This window comes from Paenibacillus peoriae KCTC 3763, assembly GCF_000236805.1.
In the GTDB taxonomy this organism is placed as follows: Bacteria; Bacillota; Bacilli; order Paenibacillales; family Paenibacillaceae; genus Paenibacillus; species Paenibacillus peoriae.
Genome location: NZ_AGFX01000012.1, coordinates 156901 through 173401, shown reverse-complemented (window position 1 = coordinate 173401; position 16501 = coordinate 156901). Strand labels below are relative to the sequence as shown.

Sequence of the window (16501 nt, the reverse complement as noted above, 5' to 3'; positions counted from 1 at the left end):
GGAGCGGGCGGAATTGTTCTGAAGAAGCGTAGCGTTCGCCTTTGCAACAGCGATCGGAAGAACAATCCGCACGCGAAGCGGCCTCCCCCCGTAACTCACTTTATTTTCCAAGGAGGAACCACGATGAGCGACAAAGCCTACGCTTTATTCGAGGAACAGCAACAACAACGGGGTATTGACCTGGAGCAGGTAAAGACAAAGCTGAAAGCGCTTAGCATAGAAACGCCATCCTGGGGTTATGGCGACTCAGGCACGCGGTTTAAAGTTTTTCAGAAAACGGGTGTACCGCGTGATCCGTTTGAAAAGCTGGAGGATGCCGCGCAGGTACACGCCGTGACGGGCTTATGTCCATCGGTCGCTATTCATATCCCGTGGGATAAGGTGGACGATTACGGCAAGTTCCGCAGTCATGCCGAAAATCTCGGTCTGCGGATTGGGGCCGTGAATCCCAATCTGTTTCAAGACGAGGACTACATGTTAGGCAGCGTCACCAATGTAGACCCCGCAATCCGCCGCAAGGCCACCAACCATTTGCTGGAATGTGTGGATATTGCAAAGGAGACGGGCTCCACTGATCTTAGCCTATGGTTCGCAGATGGAACGAATTATCCCGGTCAGGGGGACATTCGCAAACGAAAAAACTGGATGCTGGAGGCACTCGGTGAAATGTATAAGGCGCTCACGCCTGAGATGCGCATGCTGATTGAATACAAGGCGTTCGAGCCAGCCTTTTACCATACGGACATTGCCGATTGGGGCATGGCGTACAACTACGCCACCAAGCTGGGGCCGCAGGCACAGGTGCTTGTAGATACAGGGCATCACCTGCCGGGGGCCAATGTGGAGCATATTGTTGCGTTCTTAATAGATGAGAAGCGGCTGGGCGGTTTCCATTTTAACAGCTATAAATATGCGGATGATGATCTGATCGTGGGCTCCGCCAATCCGTATGAGCTGTTTTTAATCTTTTATCAAATTTTGAACGCAGCTCAGGATGTGGATGCAGATATTCGCCATACCGTGGATAAAATTGCTTATATGATCGACCAGTCGCACAATATCGAGTCCAAAATTCCGGCCATGATTCGCTCGGTGCTGAATGTACAGACTCAATATGCAAAGGCCTTGCTGATTAATCATGCAGAGGTGGAAGAGGCGGCCAATCGCCAGGATGTGCTGGGTGCGGAGGATGCTGTGCGTCAGGCGTTTGAGTTCGATGTGGCACCGTTGCTCAAGGCGGTACGTGAAGAGCAAGGCTTACCAGCTGATCCGATGAAAGCCTATCTGGCGTCCGATTATGGCAAGCAGATTTTGCAAAGAGGCAAGGGTGGTGCAAGCTGGTGAGCATCCTCGCTTATGATTTGGGGGCAAGCAGCGGCAGAGTTCTGCTCGGACGATTGACAGATTCACGTATAGAGGTGGAGGAAATCCATCGCTTTTCGAATGATCCGGTCAAGGTTGGCGAACGCCTGCACTGGGATATATTGCGTCTGTATCACGAGGTTCAGCAAGGATTGCTCAAAGCCAAGCATATGGGGGTGAATCCGTCCAGCCTGGCAATTGATTCCTGGGCAGTCGATTTTGGACTGATCGGAGGAAACGGAGAATTGCTGGGCAACCCATATCATTATCGCGATTGGCATACCCACGGGGTGATGGAGAAAGTACAGGAACGGCTGGGAAAAGAGTTTATTTTTCAGCGCACAGGCATTCAGTTTTTGACGTTTAACACCATTTATCAATTGGCTGCTATGCGCAATATGAAATCACCCTTGCTGGAGCAGGCAGAGCATTTCCTGATGATCCCTGATCTGCTGCGATATTTTCTGACAGGTGAAATGTACAACGAGTTTTCAAATGCGACCAGCACGCAATTATATCATCCGTTGCAGCATGACTGGGATGAAGAGCTTTTGTCCGGGATTAGCATCCCCCGCTCCTGGTTTGGAAAGGTACTGGAGCCGGGAAGTGTTGCAGGTACGATCCGTTCATCGGTCATGACCGATCTGGGTATTGGAGCGATTCCTGTGATTGCAGTAGCAGAGCACGACACAGGATCAGCTGTGGCTGCCGTGCCTGCGCTGGAGCGCTCGTTTGCGTACTTGAGCTGTGGAACATGGTCCCTGATGGGAACGGAAACCACACAGCCTGTAATCAACGAGGACACGCTTCGATATAATTTTACGAACGAAGGCGGTGTGGGTCGGACCTACAGGCTGCTAAAAAATATCATGGGACTGTGGATTTTACAGGAGGCGCGCAGAGAGTGGGAGCGGCAAGGAAGCTCCTATTCCTTTCCTGAATTGGTTCACATGGCAGAGCAGGCTCCTGCGTTCACTTGTTTGATTGACCCGGATGATGAACTGTTTCTGCATGCCGGGGATATGAAAACACGCATACGCCAATACTGCCGCAATACCGGGCAGTCCTTGCCGGAGACGCCGGGGGAGATCACACGCTGCATTTTGGAAAGTCTGGCCTTGAAGTACCGTTACGTTTTGGAGCTGACGGAGCGTGTGTCAGGGCAGCAGTTTAACGGGCTCCATATGGTGGGAGGCGGCATTCAAAATCGGCTGCTGTGCCAGTGGACGGCCAATTCGATTCAAAAACCCGTGTGGGCAGGACCAGCAGAAGCAAGCGCAATCGGCAATCTTGCGGTACAATGGATAGCACAGGGAAAGTTCGCCGATATATGGGAAGCACGCCGGGTCATCGCGGATTCTATTGCCGTAGAGGTTTATGAGCCTGCCGATTCAGAGGCGTGGGAGGATGCCTACGGACGATTCCGGCAGGTGGCGAGACTTTTTGTACATTAAAGATGTGGAGTGAGATTGCCATGCTGGTCGCAGAAAGATATGAAATGATTGTACAGCTCGTGAATGAAAAAGGAAGCATACGGGTGTCGGAATTGAGCGAGCTGTGCAAAGTAACGGAGGAAACGATCCGCCGCGATCTGGACCGTCTGGAGCAGGCGGGGCGATTGCGTCGTTCGCATGGGGGAGCGGTCAGCGTCAAAAACGAGCAACCTGAAACCCCCTATGCAGTACGGGAAATTATGAACGCAGAGGAAAAACGCCGGATTGCCGAGGAAGCGGTCAAGCTGATTCAGCCGCATGATCGAATTTTGCTGGATGCCAGCACGACCGCCTGGTATATGGCGTCGAGTCTGCCGGATATTCCGCTGACCATATTAACGAATTCGATTCGGGTAGCTACAGAGCTGGCGGGTAAGGAAAAAATCGAGGTTATTTCGACAGGCGGGCAACTGCTTCAACGCTCACTGTCGTTCGTAGGCCCGCTCGCGGAGCGTTCATTAGAAACCTATTATGTGGATAAACTGTTTTTTTCCAGCCAGGGGGTTCATCTGGATCGCGGCATTAGTGAATCAAATGAGCTGCAAGCTCGTCTGAAGCAGAAAATGGTCAGTATCGCAGACCGTGTGATTTTACTGGCAGATGCGAGCAAATTTGGACAACAGGCGTTTACGCATGTCGTGAACCTGTCGCAAGTGTCCGAAATCATCACAGATTCACGGTTATCAGACCCGATTCGCAGTCAACTTGCGGAGCTGTCAATTCCGGTTACAGTTGTGTAAAGCGTGCAGTTTCCGGGGTGGAGGCCGCTCCGCGTTTCATTTGATCTTACGATCGCTGTTGCAGTGGGATTCTTTGATGATGTAAAACACGTATAGGTGAGAATCCCACTGCAAGCTTATGCTTACGTTGTGAGCTTTCCTTTGGAAAGCTTTTAGGCGAGCGCTGACGCTTCTCCAGATTCAAATGAACCGCTCCGCTAGTATCCTCCATAAGTGGATTATTCCAATACAAAGTAGCTGGTGGTTCAACCTAATGTTCGAAGACCAAACTAGATGCTCAACAGGAAAATCGTTTGACATCAAAATAATTAGAAAACGCTTACTATTTTAATATAAGCTTAAGCTGAACTCGAAAAAATTCACATAAAAACGGAGTAGGCGGAATGGTGCTGTACAAGCGAAGCGGTCGCTTTCAAAGCTTTCCGTAGGAAAGCTCACTTCGGAAGCATCACTTCCCCGGATTTCTACTCTGATGAAAGGCTTTATTCAAAAAATCCGGGGGCGGTGGCGATGGGAAGCACCATCCGACTGCGTAGTGGCGCAACAGGTAACTTTTGAGCTCAGTTTATATTATAGCTATTCCAAGCACGGAAGGGGTGTTTCGTATGAAGGTATCGCTATTTATTACCTGCCTGAGTGATGCGATTTATCCCAAGGTGGGGGAAGCGATGGCACGTTTGCTTGCCAGATATGGTGTCGAGCTGGATTTCCCAAAGGTGCAGACATGCTGCGGACAGCCGTCCTATAACAGCGGCTATTGGGATGAAACGCGAGCAGCAGCCAAAACGATTTTGAAAGCATTTGATGACAGCGATTTTGTCGTAGCTCCCTCCGGCTCCTGCACATATATGCTTCACCATTACCCCGAGCTGTTCAAGGATGAGCCCGAATGGCTGGACTCGGCGCGGAGCCTGGAGCAAAAGACGTATGAATTTACGCAATTTATGGTACAGGTGCTTGGCGTGACCGATGTGGGCGCGTCTTTTCCGCATACAGTAACCTACCATCCGTCTTGCCATGGCACACGTTTGCTGGGCGTAAAGGAGGAGCCAATGCAACTGCTTGGCAGTGTGAAGGGCCTGCAATTGGTGCCGCTCCCTTTTGCTGAGGATTGCTGTGGCTTTGGGGGCACTTTTGCGGTGAAAATGCCGGATATTTCAGGAGCGATGGTCACGGAAAAGGTGGATCATATCAGGGAGACGGAAGCCGAGGTGCTGGTCGGACTGGATATGGCCTGCTTAATGAACATTGCCGGAAATCTTCGGTATCGGAAAGAGCCGGTGCGGGTGATGCATCTGGCTGAGCTGCTGTATGAAGGAGTGAAGCAGGCATGACCGCTGTACATTCGCATTCCATGAGTCAAAAGGTCCGAAAACGTGCAGAGCTGGCCCTCAACGATGATTTTCTGCGCAAGGCGGTTCGATTTACAACAGAGCGGCTGCGTAACGGCAAGCAGGTGGCTTCGACGCAGCATGGACATTGGGAGGAATGGCGTGAGCGGGGTCGTCAAATCCGACTGCATACGATCGCTCATCTGGATTATTACTTAAATTTATTCGTGGAAAATGCCCGGGCCAACGGGGTGCATATTCATTTTGCCGATACAGCCGCCGATGCCGTACAAATTACACTGGATATTGCTGCACACAGTCAGGCCCGCTCCGTCGTCAAATCGAAGTCGATGGTGTCGGAGGAGCTGCATTTAAATCAGGCGCTGGAAGCGGCAGACATTGAGACGATTGAAAGTGATCTCGGTGAATATATTATTCAACTGGCAGGGGAAGCCCCGTCCCATATCGTTATCCCTGCGATTCACAAAAATCGCTATCAGATTGCCGAGCTGCTGTCCAAAGAAGCAGGGGAGGAGCTGTCTGCAGATACGACGGTATTAGCGGGCTTTGTCCGCAAAAAGCTGCGTGAAAAGTTTCTGGAAGCGGATATTGGCATGACCGGGTGTAATTTTGCCATCGCCGAGACAGGCTCCATGGTCCTGTTTGAAAATGAAGGCAACGCGCGAATGGTATCGACCTTGCCCAAAACACAGATTACGCTGATGGGCATGGAGCGGATTATTCCATCCTGGACGGATTTGGAGGTGATGGCTACATTGCTGCCACGCTCCGCTACCGGACAGAAGCTGACCATGTACATGTCAGGTATTTCAGGCCCACGGCGCAGCCAGGATGCCGATGGACCGGAGGAAATGCACATCATCATCGTAGATAACGGCCGTTCGCTTCAGCTAGGCAATCCCGAGTTTCAAGAACTGCTGAACTGCATTCGCTGCGGAGCTTGCCTGAATGCGTGTCCGGTGTATCGGCACATTGGCGGACACGCGTATGGCGGGACATATAGCGGCCCTATCGGTGCGGTACTTACACCTGCTCTGCATGGCAACATTGAGGAGTGGAATGATATTGCAAGCGCGTCCAGCCTGTGTGGGGCGTGTTATGAGGCCTGTCCGGTCAAAATACCGTTGCATGACATGCTTGTTTATTTGCGAAGACGCAAGGTGGAGGCAGGACAAGGAGATAAGCTGGAAAGGGCAGGGATGAAGGGGTTTGCAACAGTGGTTTCCAGCTCGAAGCGATTCGCAGCAGCGGTAAGGCTGGGGCAGATTGGCCAGAAGGTGGTCGTCCGTAACGGCGAAATTACGCTTAAGCTTGGTCCGCTAAAGGGCTGGAATACGTACCGTGTGGCCCCGTCGCTGGCCAAAAAGTCCTTCCGCCAGCAATGGACTACACTCGAACGTGAGCTGGAGCAGGAGCGCAGCGAGATGCAAGCGAATATTCGCAGCCGAATGGAGGCCATTTTGGCAGACAGACCTAAAGGAGGCATGCAGCATGAGTGAACAGCCACATTCTTCTGCACAGGCGAAGCCGGACCACGAAGCATGGCTACGCCAACGGGAAGCCGAATCGCGCGCCAAACAGGCACGCTTCATGGATGGTATTGCGTCGCGGCTCAAGCGTCCGCGACAGACCCAGCCGCCAGTGCAGCCGTTCCGCGGCGCACCTGCGTTTTGGCACGAATTCGAATGGAGCGCGGAGCAGCGCATCGAAGAGTTCACCGCCAACTTTACAAGTGTTGGCGGGCATGTCGTGCGTCTGCCGAATCTGGAGCAATCGGCAGACTGGATCGCGCGCAAGGCGCGTGAGCTGGGAGCGGCCTATATAGTCCGGCAGAATGAGCCGGACCTGGATGCGCTCCAGCTGGAAGCGGCGCTGCCGGACGTCCGGCTGTCGGTGTGGAACACAGATCCGGCCGAGGACTGGAAGGCGCGCGCCGCGGAGGCGGATATCGGCCTCGTCATGGCCGATGAGGCCGCCGCCTACACCGGCTCGGTAGCGGTGCTATCCTCGCCGGAGAAGGGCCGTGCGGTCAGCCTGTTGCCGACCGTACTGATCATTCTTCTGCCCGTAGAGCGCTTGCGAACGCGACTGGGCGAGATTTTAAGCCGATTTGACGAAGCTGGGCGCGAGCAATTGCCCGCAGGCATTCATTTTATCACCGGACCCAGCCGTTCGTCGGATATTGAAAATGATCTGACCATCGGTGTGCATGGACCCGGCATCGTCTATACGTTGTTGATTGGCTAATTTATAGGTGGAGTTAGCAGGTAGACTGGCGCACCTTCAATTCAAAAGAGAGCAGGGCAGGCTCCAGAGGCTGGCCGTTCAACTGTCGATACAACGTACGGAACATTTCCTGTCCGATTTGCTGCAACGGATTTGTAATATTGGTCAGTCCCATGGCGTCGGCTACCTGACTTTCGTCAGCTTCAAAACCGACCACCGCCAAATCCCCGGGAATATTCCATCCCTTACTGCGGGCGGCGGAGATTATACCGCATGCCACAAGATCGTTGGTGGTCATGATGGCATGGGGACGTTCTTTTAACGACTCCAGCTTGGCGAACGCCCGCATTCCGTCCTGCACCGTATGGATCCCGCTGAGCAGCCATTCCTCATTCACTGGCAACTTCCTTGCTACTAGCAGGTCATAATAGGCCTGGAGCCTTCTTTGGCTGTTGACGCTGTTTTTTCTGCCTACGGTGCAGGCGATTTTCTCAAATCCCAGCTCGGCCAAATGCTCTAATCCGATCCGAAACCCTTCATAATGGTCGAGATAAATGGATGAAATTTGTTTATTTTTTAATGGCTCACAGGTAACAATCGGCCCATACTTGGTATAATGCCTCACAGCAGACCAATCCAGCATACGCCGTAAAATGACGATCCCGTCCACTTTTTTCTGCCTCAAAAGCTCTAACGCCGCGCTTTCCAAATCCCGATTTTCCTCCGTCTGGTAGATCAGGACCTGATAATCCTGCTCTTTACCCGCATTGGATACTCCCTTGATGATTTGCATGTAATAATTATTAATTGTTGGGGTCATGATCCCGATCACCTTGGTACGGCCTACTTTCAACTGCACCGCGTTAATATTCGGAATATAATCCAGTTCCTGAATCACTTCCATCACCCTCGTCCGTGTTGCTTCACTGACATAAGGATGATGATTGAGCACCCGGGACACGGTACTTGTCGATACCCCCGCAACTTCAGCAATTCTTTTTATATTGTGCATGACATTCAACTCCAAAAATTTTGTTCTTGACCTGGAATGCATCCCAGATTGTAGCATGAAAACATAAAGCGTATGCAGCAATCCGGGATGCACTCGAGGCACACGGGTTCCGCCATACTTCTTAACAAATTATAACCTACTTGGAGGAATACGACATGGAACAGGCAAAAGGATTTCCCAAAGACTTTCTGTGGGGCGGGGCAGCTGCTGCCATGCAGATTGAAGGTGCTTACAACGTGGATGGGAGAGGACTCTCCATCTCAGATGTATTTACCTTTGATCCGACACTCGACAAAAAGCACTGGCTGGATCAGTGGCATATGATGACCCATGCCCAGATCAAAGAAGCATTGGACCCCAACAGTACCCAAAACTATCCCAAACGCCGCGGAAATGATTTCTACCACCGTTATGAAGAAGATATTCAGCTGATGGCTGAGATGGGTTTTAAATGCTTCCGTACGTCTATATCCTGGACACGCATTTTCCCGAATGGCGACGAAATGGAGCCCAATGAGAAAGGGCTGCAATTCTATGACAAGGTATTTGATGCTCTGCTGGCCAAAGGCATTGAACCCGTCATCTCACTTACCCATTACGATATGCCTTTGTATCTTGTGACCGAATATGGTGGCTGGAAAAACCGCAAACTGATTGAATTTTTCGTCCGTTTTGCCGAGACGGTGTTTACCCGTTACAAAGATAAAGTGAAATACTGGATTACGTTTAACGAGATGAACTGTGTCAAACACCATCCGTTTGTCAGCGCCGGGATCATTGAAGAGAATCATCCGAACCTGGAGCAGGACAAGTATCAATCCGCCCATCACCAGTTTTTAGCCAGTGCGCTGGCCGTCAAAGCCTGCCATGAGATTATACCAAACTCCCAAATTGGGAGCATGATCAGCTATCTGCTGCTTTATCCGAATACCTGCAATCCGGATGATGTGCTTGAATGCCAAAAGGAAGAGCGAGTGTCGTTCTTTTTCAGCGATGTACAAGCCAGAGGGTATTATCCGTCCTATACGGCACGCATGTTCAAGGAAAAGGGCGTTGTCCTGCATACAGAACCCGGCGACCATGAAATCTTGCGCGATAACCTCGTAGACTTCATATCCCTGAGCTATTATATGTCCAACAATGCCAGCGCCACTGCCGATCAGCATGCCAAAGCAAGCGGAAATTTGATTGGCGGTGTGAAAAATCCCTACCTGGAGCAGTCCGAATGGGGCTGGCAGATTGATCCTAAAGGATTGCGTTATGCGCTGAATTACCTGTACGACCGCTACCAGAAGCCACTGTTCATTGCGGAAAACGGCGTGGGTGCGACCGATCAAATGAACCCTGACGGCACAATTAACGATGATTACCGTATCGACTATCTGAAAAAACATATCGAGCAAATGAGGGAAGCCATTGAGGATGGAGTGGACCTGTTCGGCTATACCGCCTGGGGCCCGATCGACATGATCAGTGCTTCAACTTCACAGGCATCCAAGAGATACGGCTTCGTCTACGTCGATCAGGATGATCTGGGCAATGGAACATTGAACCGTTACAAGAAAAAAAGCTTTGACTGGTATAAAAAAGTGATTGAATCGGGCGGAGAAGTGCTCTAAACGGAGGCGTATGATGCATGAAAGGCTTGAGCCTGCTCTTATGCCTGATCTGGGGCTTTAATTTTGTCATCATGAAATTGGGCAATGGAGCCTTTGAACCCGTGCAATTTGCGGCTTTCCGGTTTCTCACAGGGACGCTGCTCCTGTTCGGAATTCTCATGTGGAAACGGGTTCCGAACCCTGACAGGCACACGATGAAATGGGTTATCCTCTGCGGGATTCTCCAGACTACCTATTTTAATATTGCGATTCAGATATCCCTGAACTACATTAATGCTGGCTTAACCTCTGTGCTTACGTACAGCATGCCGCTGTTTTTATCCATTATGGCTCATTTTATGATTCCGGGTGAGCGGCTGAATACACGCAAAACGATTGGAAATGCTACAGGGATCATGGGGCTATTCTTTGCTATGGACATTCATTTGGGCGGCAATTTGTGGGCTATGCTGCTTGGGGTGAGTTCAGCGGTCGCTTGGGCACTTTCGAACCTGATTATCAAGCTCAAGCTCCAGCATTGCGATAAAACTCAATTCACGACCTGGCAAATGGCGTTCGGTGCGCTCGGATTGTTACTGTATTCCCTGTTGTTTGAACGATGGGAGCTGCACTTTAGCACTGCGTCGATCCTTTATATTTTATTTTCCGGCATTGTGGCGTCTGCACTTGCATTCCTGCTGTGGACCCATATTCTCACCAGAATGGAAGCAAGCAAAGCTTCTGTTACGCTTCTGCTGGTTCCCATCATTGGTGTTGTATCCGGCTGGATCTTTCTTCACGAGGAACTCAAAGCAGCTACCTTGCTTGGCATTTTTTTAGTACTGGCAGGCATCTGGATTGTGAACCGTTCAGGGGCTCCGAAGCCGCAGTAAGCGGATAGAAGGCTTTTATTAATAAAGGGTTGACAGAAAAAAAGAAACTCTATTATAATGAAGCCAAGAAAACGATTACAAAAATGAATTTTATCATTTTCAGGGTGTTACTATTTTAGGCATAACCTGAATGGAGTTCCGGTAGATGGGCGATAACGTCTATTAAGCGGTATTCTGTTCAGGTTTTTTAGTGTTTTCACATTTTTTAACAGAGTCTCTTTAAAAAATGGCCTTCCAGTAAATAAAAGCAGGTGGTCGCATGATTTTGAAGAAAGCGCTTAACAACAATGTCGTATTAGCAGAGGATGAGAACGCCCAAGAAGTCATTGCGACAGGGAATGGAATTGCATTCAACCTGAAGCCGGGAGATACCATCGATGAGCGGAAAATTACCAAGCTGTTTGTCGTCAAAACTCAGGATTTATCCTCCAAGCTGGTGGATTTGCTGAAAGATGCAAAGATGGAGTGTATTGAGATTGCAGATGAAATCGTGAAGTATGCCAGACCGAGATTAGCCGGTGACATCAGTGATTATATATACCTGGCCTTGATTGACCATATTTCATTTGCCATCGCACGGCATGAGCGGGGAACTCCGATTGAAAACCGGTTTCTATGGGAAATCAAGCGGTTTTATCGCGAAGAGTTCGCGATCGGGAAGCATGCGCTGGAGATGATTCGTAACAAGATCCATATCACGTTCGATGAAAATGAAGCCGGCTTTATTGCCCTGCATTTTGTCAACGCCCGCCTGGATAACCAGAAGCTTGACCTGACGCTAAAAACATCAAAAGTCATCAAGGATATTATGGATATTGTAAAATACCACTTTAATGTCGAGTTTGATGAAGATTCATGGAATTACAACCGATTTGTAACTCATCTTAAATTTTTTGCCCAGCGGCTTTTTGCCCACGAGTCGGCAGACCCACAGTACATGAACTTGTTCGAAGACCTGAAAGTTAAATTTCCGGAAGAGCACAGATGCGTACAAAAAATAGGGGTATACGTGAATAAGCAGTTTGAGCAGAAATTAACCAATGATGAAATGATGTATCTGATGATCCACATTTCCAGATTGGTCAACCGAACAGAAAACTAACAGGGTGTTACCATTCGTGGGCATTACCTGAGTGATTTCGATACTAAAATGCAATTTTGGTATCAGAAATTACTCAGGTTTTTTTATATCAACCAGAGAGCATTGGAGGCAGGCTTTATGAACAAACATGATGAATTAGCGAAATACATTGTAACGAATGTAGGCGGAGAAGAAAACATCCGTGATCTGTACCATTGTATGACCCGTCTGAGATTTACACTCAAGGACAAGCAAAAAGCCAACAAACAGGCTTTGGAAAATTCCGACGGAGTCATTTCCGTGATTGACAGCGGAGGGCAGTACCAGGTGGTGGTCGGCAATCATGTTAGCGAGGTTTATGATACGATTGCGAAGAACTTTAACCTTCAAGTCAAAAGTGGCGACGACAAGAAAGAGGCTGATGCAAAGGAAGGCAATTTCATCAGTCGTGCCTTTACCGTCATGAGCTCCATCTTCCAACCGATTGTACCTGCTTTGGCTGGTGCAGGGATGCTGAAAGCCATCCTGGTTATTCTTACGCAGTTAGAGTGGCTGGACAGTGCTTCCAGCACCTATGCGATCCTTGCTGCCGCAGGCAATGGCGTATTTTTCTTCCTGCCACTGATGTTAGCGTTTTCAGCTTCTAGAACGTTCAAGACCCAGCCGATCGTATCTGCTGCCATTATGGCCGCTCTGCTGGAACCTAACTTCACCAAGCTGATGGAGAACACGGGGGATATTGCTTCCTTTATCCACATTCCCGTTGTCCTGATGAGTTACACGACTTCCATTATTCCTGCGATTTTAGCGATATGGCTGTATTCGTATCTGGAACGATTCCTGAAACGGGTGGTTCCGAAAAGCATTGAACTATTTATGGTCCCGCTCGTTTCATTATTAATTATGGTTCCGCTTACCGCCATTGTAATTGGTCCGCTCGGAGTGTATACCGGTAAAGGTATTGCTGATGGTATTGAATTTTTGAGTACGCAAAGCGGTCTCTTAACCGGGGCGATCCTGGGAGGCGGCTGGACCTTCCTGGTGATGTTTGGTTTACACTGGGGGATCGCGCCTGCGATGATCAACAATCTTTCGCTCAAAGGGTTTGATACGATCCGGCCTATGATGGCTTCCGCGACCTTCGCCCAATCCGGTGTCGCTCTTGGGGTCTTTCTGAAAGCCAAGGACAAAAAGCTGAAAGCTTACGCACTGTCATCGATTTTCCCGTCCCTGTTCGCAGGTATCACGGAACCTATCGTTTATGGTCTGTCCGTGAAACTGAAAAGACCGATGATTGCTGCCGTCATCGGGGGAATGGTCGGAGGGGCCATCGCCGGTCATTTCCAGGCGACCGTGCTTGCTTATGTGTTCCCGGCAATAACAACGATTCCAGCGTTCTTTACGAATACCATTGCTTTTTATTTGATCAGTATCATCGTTTCATTTGTGGTTACGACCGTATTAACTTATATTCTGGGCTTTAAAGAAGGAGACGGGGTGACGGATGCGGAGACAGGAAAGATAGATTCAGACCATTCCGAGCCTGCCTTACAGACTGAACATGGACAAACCGTGGTCCGCGAAGAGGTCTATGCACCGATAAATGGCGAAATTGTTCCGCTTAGTCAAGTGAATGATCCGGCATTTTCTACGGAAGCGATGGGCCAAGGGATCGCCATTTTACCACGCGAAGGCAAGGTATATTCACCAGTGTCCGGCGTTGTCTCGCTCGTATTCCGAACCGGCCATGCGGTAGCCATCACCTCAGACAACCAGCTAGAGTTGTTAATTCATGTGGGACTGGATACGGTTAAGTTGAAAGGCGACTATTTCACGAAGCATGTAGCACAAGGGCAACGGATTGAACGAGGCGATTTGCTGCTTGAATTTGATATTCCGAAAATTCAGGCCGCCGGTTATGACCTGACCACTCCGATCATTGTTACCAACAGCACTGCTTACCAAAAGGTTACCCAGACACAGCAAAAATCCGTAGATTTGCAAAGTGTTGTGCTCACAATACATTAAATAAGGGAGGAAATGAGTTATGACAGAACATATAGCCAAAAGGTTTCCCGAGCATTTTTTATGGGGCGGTGCTATAGCGGCGAATCAGGCCGAAGGAGCATGGAATGAGGACGGTAAAGGGCCAGCGATCAGCGACGCCTTCCGGGGAGGAATTGTAGGCGGGACGTTTGATGATACGATTGATGAAAACAAATATTATGCCAGCCACGAAGCGATTGATTTTTACCATCGCTACAAAGAAGATATCGCCTTGTTTGCGGAGATGGGTATGAAATGCTTTCGGACTTCCATTGCATGGTCCCGAATCTTCCCGAATGGGGACGATGCCGAGCCGAATGAACAAGGGCTGCAATTTTACGATGATTTGTTTGATGAGCTATTGAAGTATGGAATTGAGCCTGTCATCACCATTTCCCACTTTGAGCTGCCCCTGAATCTGATCCGCAAATACGAAGGCTGGAAAAGCCGCGAGCTAATCGGATTTTACGCCAAATATGCGGAGGTTGTCTTCAAGCGTTATAAAAACAAAGTGAAATATTGGATGAATTTCAACGAAATCAACCATTTTCACACGATTCCTTTGGCGGCAGGAGGCATTGTCGTTCAAGACGATGAGCACAAGCTGCCGACAATTTATCAGGCCAGTCACCATGTTTTCGTTGCCAGCGCGCTGGCTACTAAGCTGTGTCATGAAATGATCCCGGGCGCGATGATGGGCGCTATGTTATCCCTGAGTCCGATCTATCCGAATACCTGCAATCCGGACGATGTATTTGACGCCTATGAGCTGAGAAGAAGATCCTTATTTTATTCCGATGTGCTCCTTAGAGGCTATTATCCAAGCTATGCCAAACGGATCTGGAAAGAGCACGGCATCAAGGTTCAAATGGAGCCCGGTGATGAACAATTACTGCGGGAGCATACGGCTGATTATTTGGGATTTAGCTATTATCGAAGTACGACACATAAAGCAGGGATGCCCATCTTGGGCAACACAGGCGGAATTATGGGACTCGACAATCCCTATTTGGAAAAAACGCCATGGGGATGGCCGATTGACCCGAAAGGTTTTCGCTATGTATGTAATGAAATGTACGACCGTTACCAGAAGCCTCTGTTTGTTGTAGAGAACGGCTATGGCAGTCATGATGAAATTCTGGAAGACGGCTCCATTCATGATCCTGAGCGGGTAGACTATCTGAACAAGCATCTGATCCAGCTGCATGAAGCTATTGAGGATGGCTGCGAAGTACTCGGTTACACCTGGTGGGGTCCAATCGACATTGTCAGTGCGGGAACGGGAGAAATGAAAAAAAGATACGGCTTTATCTATGTGGACAAAAATAACGATGGTTCGGGTACGCTGGAAAGAAGAAAAAAGAACAGTTTCTACTGGTATCAAAAAATTATTGAATCCAACGGGAAAGTATTGTTTGAATCGCAAAAATAAAGAGATATGTGCCCCCGTTCCGTAAAAGTCAGAAACAAACCGGCCAAAGATACAATCTATGGCCGGTTTGTTTTTTATATGCAGGAGTAGAATGGAAGCGGAGGCGAATCTGATACGAACGCTATTGATCGGCTAGGGCTGTTGTATGCTGGTTAACGACCATGATAGAGCGGAAAACGGGTTTCAAAATCCGTTTGTCTGCGATTGCTCCTCACCGAAATGTGGCCATTGTGCAACTCGGTAATGCTTTTGGTAATGGCAAGCCCCAGCCCGGTGCCTCCGGTTGCCTTGGAGCGTGATTTGTCCACCCGGTAAAACCGTTCAAATAAATGAGGGATATCCTCTGCCGGGATGGGGGTGCCGTAATTGGTGCAGATCACGACCGCCTCGTCTCCTTCATGTCCTACGGTGATATCGAGACGCTTGCCATCTTTTCCATAGCGAATGGCGTTAGAAAATAAATTTTCATACAGACGCACCAGTTCGTCCGTATCGGCCAAAATTCGAACAGGCTCGACGATCCGCACCCGGTAGGACATGTCAGCCTGTTCCAGTGAAGGCACAAATTCCTCCGCAAGCTGAGTGAGCAATTTGCCGAGGTCCACAGGCTCCAGCTCCAGTGGCAGGCTGCCACCGCTCACGCGTGTATATTCAAACAAGTCGTCGATCAGCTTTTTAAGCGTCAGCGATTTTTCATAAGCAATATTCACATAGTAGCGCAGCTCGATTTCGTCCCGGTAGCGGTCGGTTTCAATATACTCCAGAAAGCCGATCACGGATGTGAGCGGTGTGCGGAGATCGTGGGATACGCCGGTGATCAGATCGTTTTTGGCTTTGGCGGAAGCCCGTTCCTCTTCCAGAGAGAGACGGAGCTTGTCTGCCATGGTGTTCATATTTTTCGCCAAGGTTGCGAGCTCATCCGCTGAAGACACTGGAATCGAATAGGACAGATTTCCGTCCGCGAACTTCTGCATCCCTGTCGTAATTTCACGTAGATAGCCAATCGTATTTTTGGTAAAAAGAAAAAAGAAATAAATATATAAAGGCAGCCCGCTCACCAGCATGATCAGTGAGGAACCAATGTGATTTACGGTCCAGCGGATCAGCCGGGTGCCAAAAAATGAACGGGAGGGATTCAGCCATAACAACAAAGACGCTCCATAATAAAACACCATCAAAATCAGTCCGGTTAAAGTGAAGGCGGCAAGGCTAAGGGCTGCCAGCTTCCATCCCAGCGTATCGTATCGTTTTGCCTTCAAGACACAA

General features: G+C 49.4%; 13 protein-coding genes. 11 read left to right on the top strand and 2 right to left on the bottom strand.

Annotated features, from left to right (window positions below):
• Positions 1 to 123 precede the first annotated feature (123 nt).
• The 6 genes from rhaI (at position 124) to KQI_RS0107205 (ending at position 7194) form a co-directional block, all read left to right on the top strand.
• On the top strand, positions 124 to 1344 hold the full coding sequence (gene rhaI / locus KQI_RS0107230; RefSeq protein WP_010346088.1) for an L-rhamnose isomerase: 1221 nt from the start codon (positions 124 to 126) through the stop codon (positions 1342 to 1344).
• A complete protein-coding gene (gene rhaB, locus KQI_RS0107225; RefSeq protein ID WP_010346087.1) occupies positions 1341 to 2816 on the top strand; it encodes a rhamnulokinase in 1476 nt (491 codons plus the stop codon). The genes rhaI and rhaB overlap by 4 nt, the downstream gene beginning before the upstream one ends.
• A gap of 20 nt (positions 2817 to 2836) precedes the next feature.
• Positions 2837 to 3595, top strand: coding sequence for a DeoR/GlpR family DNA-binding transcription regulator (locus KQI_RS0107220; RefSeq protein ID WP_010346086.1), 759 nt, complete (start codon positions 2837 to 2839; stop codon positions 3593 to 3595).
• Between the two features lie 605 nt (positions 3596 to 4200).
• Positions 4201 to 4929: a (Fe-S)-binding protein gene (locus KQI_RS0107215; protein ID WP_010346085.1), complete on the top strand. Its 729-nt coding sequence runs from the start codon at positions 4201 to 4203 to the stop codon at positions 4927 to 4929.
• The gene (locus KQI_RS0107210; RefSeq protein WP_010346084.1) at positions 4926 to 6446 is read left to right on the top strand and encodes a LutB/LldF family L-lactate oxidation iron-sulfur protein; all 1521 of its coding nucleotides are present in this window, start codon (positions 4926 to 4928) and stop codon (positions 6444 to 6446) included. The genes KQI_RS0107215 and KQI_RS0107210 overlap by 4 nt, the downstream gene beginning before the upstream one ends.
• Complete coding sequence (locus tag KQI_RS0107205) at positions 6439 to 7194, top strand: LutC/YkgG family protein (RefSeq protein ID WP_010346083.1); 756 nt, start codon at positions 6439 to 6441, stop codon at positions 7192 to 7194. Before KQI_RS0107210 ends, KQI_RS0107205 begins: the two co-directional genes overlap by 8 nt.
• A gap of 13 nt (positions 7195 to 7207) precedes the next feature.
• On the opposite strand, the gene KQI_RS0107200 is transcribed toward KQI_RS0107205, so the two are convergent.
• Entirely contained in the window at positions 7208 to 8185 is a 978-nt protein-coding gene (locus KQI_RS0107200) for a LacI family DNA-binding transcriptional regulator (protein WP_010346082.1), read from the bottom strand.
• 155 nt (positions 8186 to 8340) lie between these two features.
• Here KQI_RS0107200 and KQI_RS0107195 point away from each other — a divergent pair, with 155 nt between their 5' ends.
• The 5 genes from KQI_RS0107195 (at position 8341) to KQI_RS0107175 (ending at position 15235) form a co-directional block, all read left to right on the top strand.
• The gene (locus KQI_RS0107195; protein ID WP_010346081.1) at positions 8341 to 9804 is read left to right on the top strand and encodes a glycoside hydrolase family 1 protein; all 1464 of its coding nucleotides are present in this window, start codon (positions 8341 to 8343) and stop codon (positions 9802 to 9804) included.
• A 17-nt stretch (positions 9805 to 9821) separates the two neighbouring features.
• Complete coding sequence (locus tag KQI_RS0107190) at positions 9822 to 10676, top strand: DMT family transporter (RefSeq protein ID WP_010346080.1); 855 nt, start codon at positions 9822 to 9824, stop codon at positions 10674 to 10676.
• Between the two features lie 259 nt (positions 10677 to 10935).
• The gene (gene licT / locus KQI_RS0107185) at positions 10936 to 11778 is read left to right on the top strand and encodes a BglG family transcription antiterminator LicT (protein WP_010346079.1); all 843 of its coding nucleotides are present in this window, start codon (positions 10936 to 10938) and stop codon (positions 11776 to 11778) included.
• A 117-nt stretch (positions 11779 to 11895) separates the two neighbouring features.
• The gene (locus KQI_RS0107180; RefSeq protein ID WP_010346078.1) at positions 11896 to 13785 is read left to right on the top strand and encodes a beta-glucoside-specific PTS transporter subunit IIABC; all 1890 of its coding nucleotides are present in this window, start codon (positions 11896 to 11898) and stop codon (positions 13783 to 13785) included.
• 19 nt (positions 13786 to 13804) lie between these two features.
• Positions 13805 to 15235: a glycoside hydrolase family 1 protein gene (locus KQI_RS0107175; protein WP_010346077.1), complete on the top strand. Its 1431-nt coding sequence runs from the start codon at positions 13805 to 13807 to the stop codon at positions 15233 to 15235.
• Positions 15236 to 15387: 152 nt separating this feature from the next.
• On the opposite strand, the gene KQI_RS0107170 is transcribed toward KQI_RS0107175, so the two are convergent.
• A complete protein-coding gene (locus KQI_RS0107170) occupies positions 15388 to 16494 on the bottom strand; it encodes a sensor histidine kinase (RefSeq protein ID WP_010346076.1) in 1107 nt (368 codons plus the stop codon).
• Positions 16495 to 16501 lie beyond the last annotated feature (7 nt).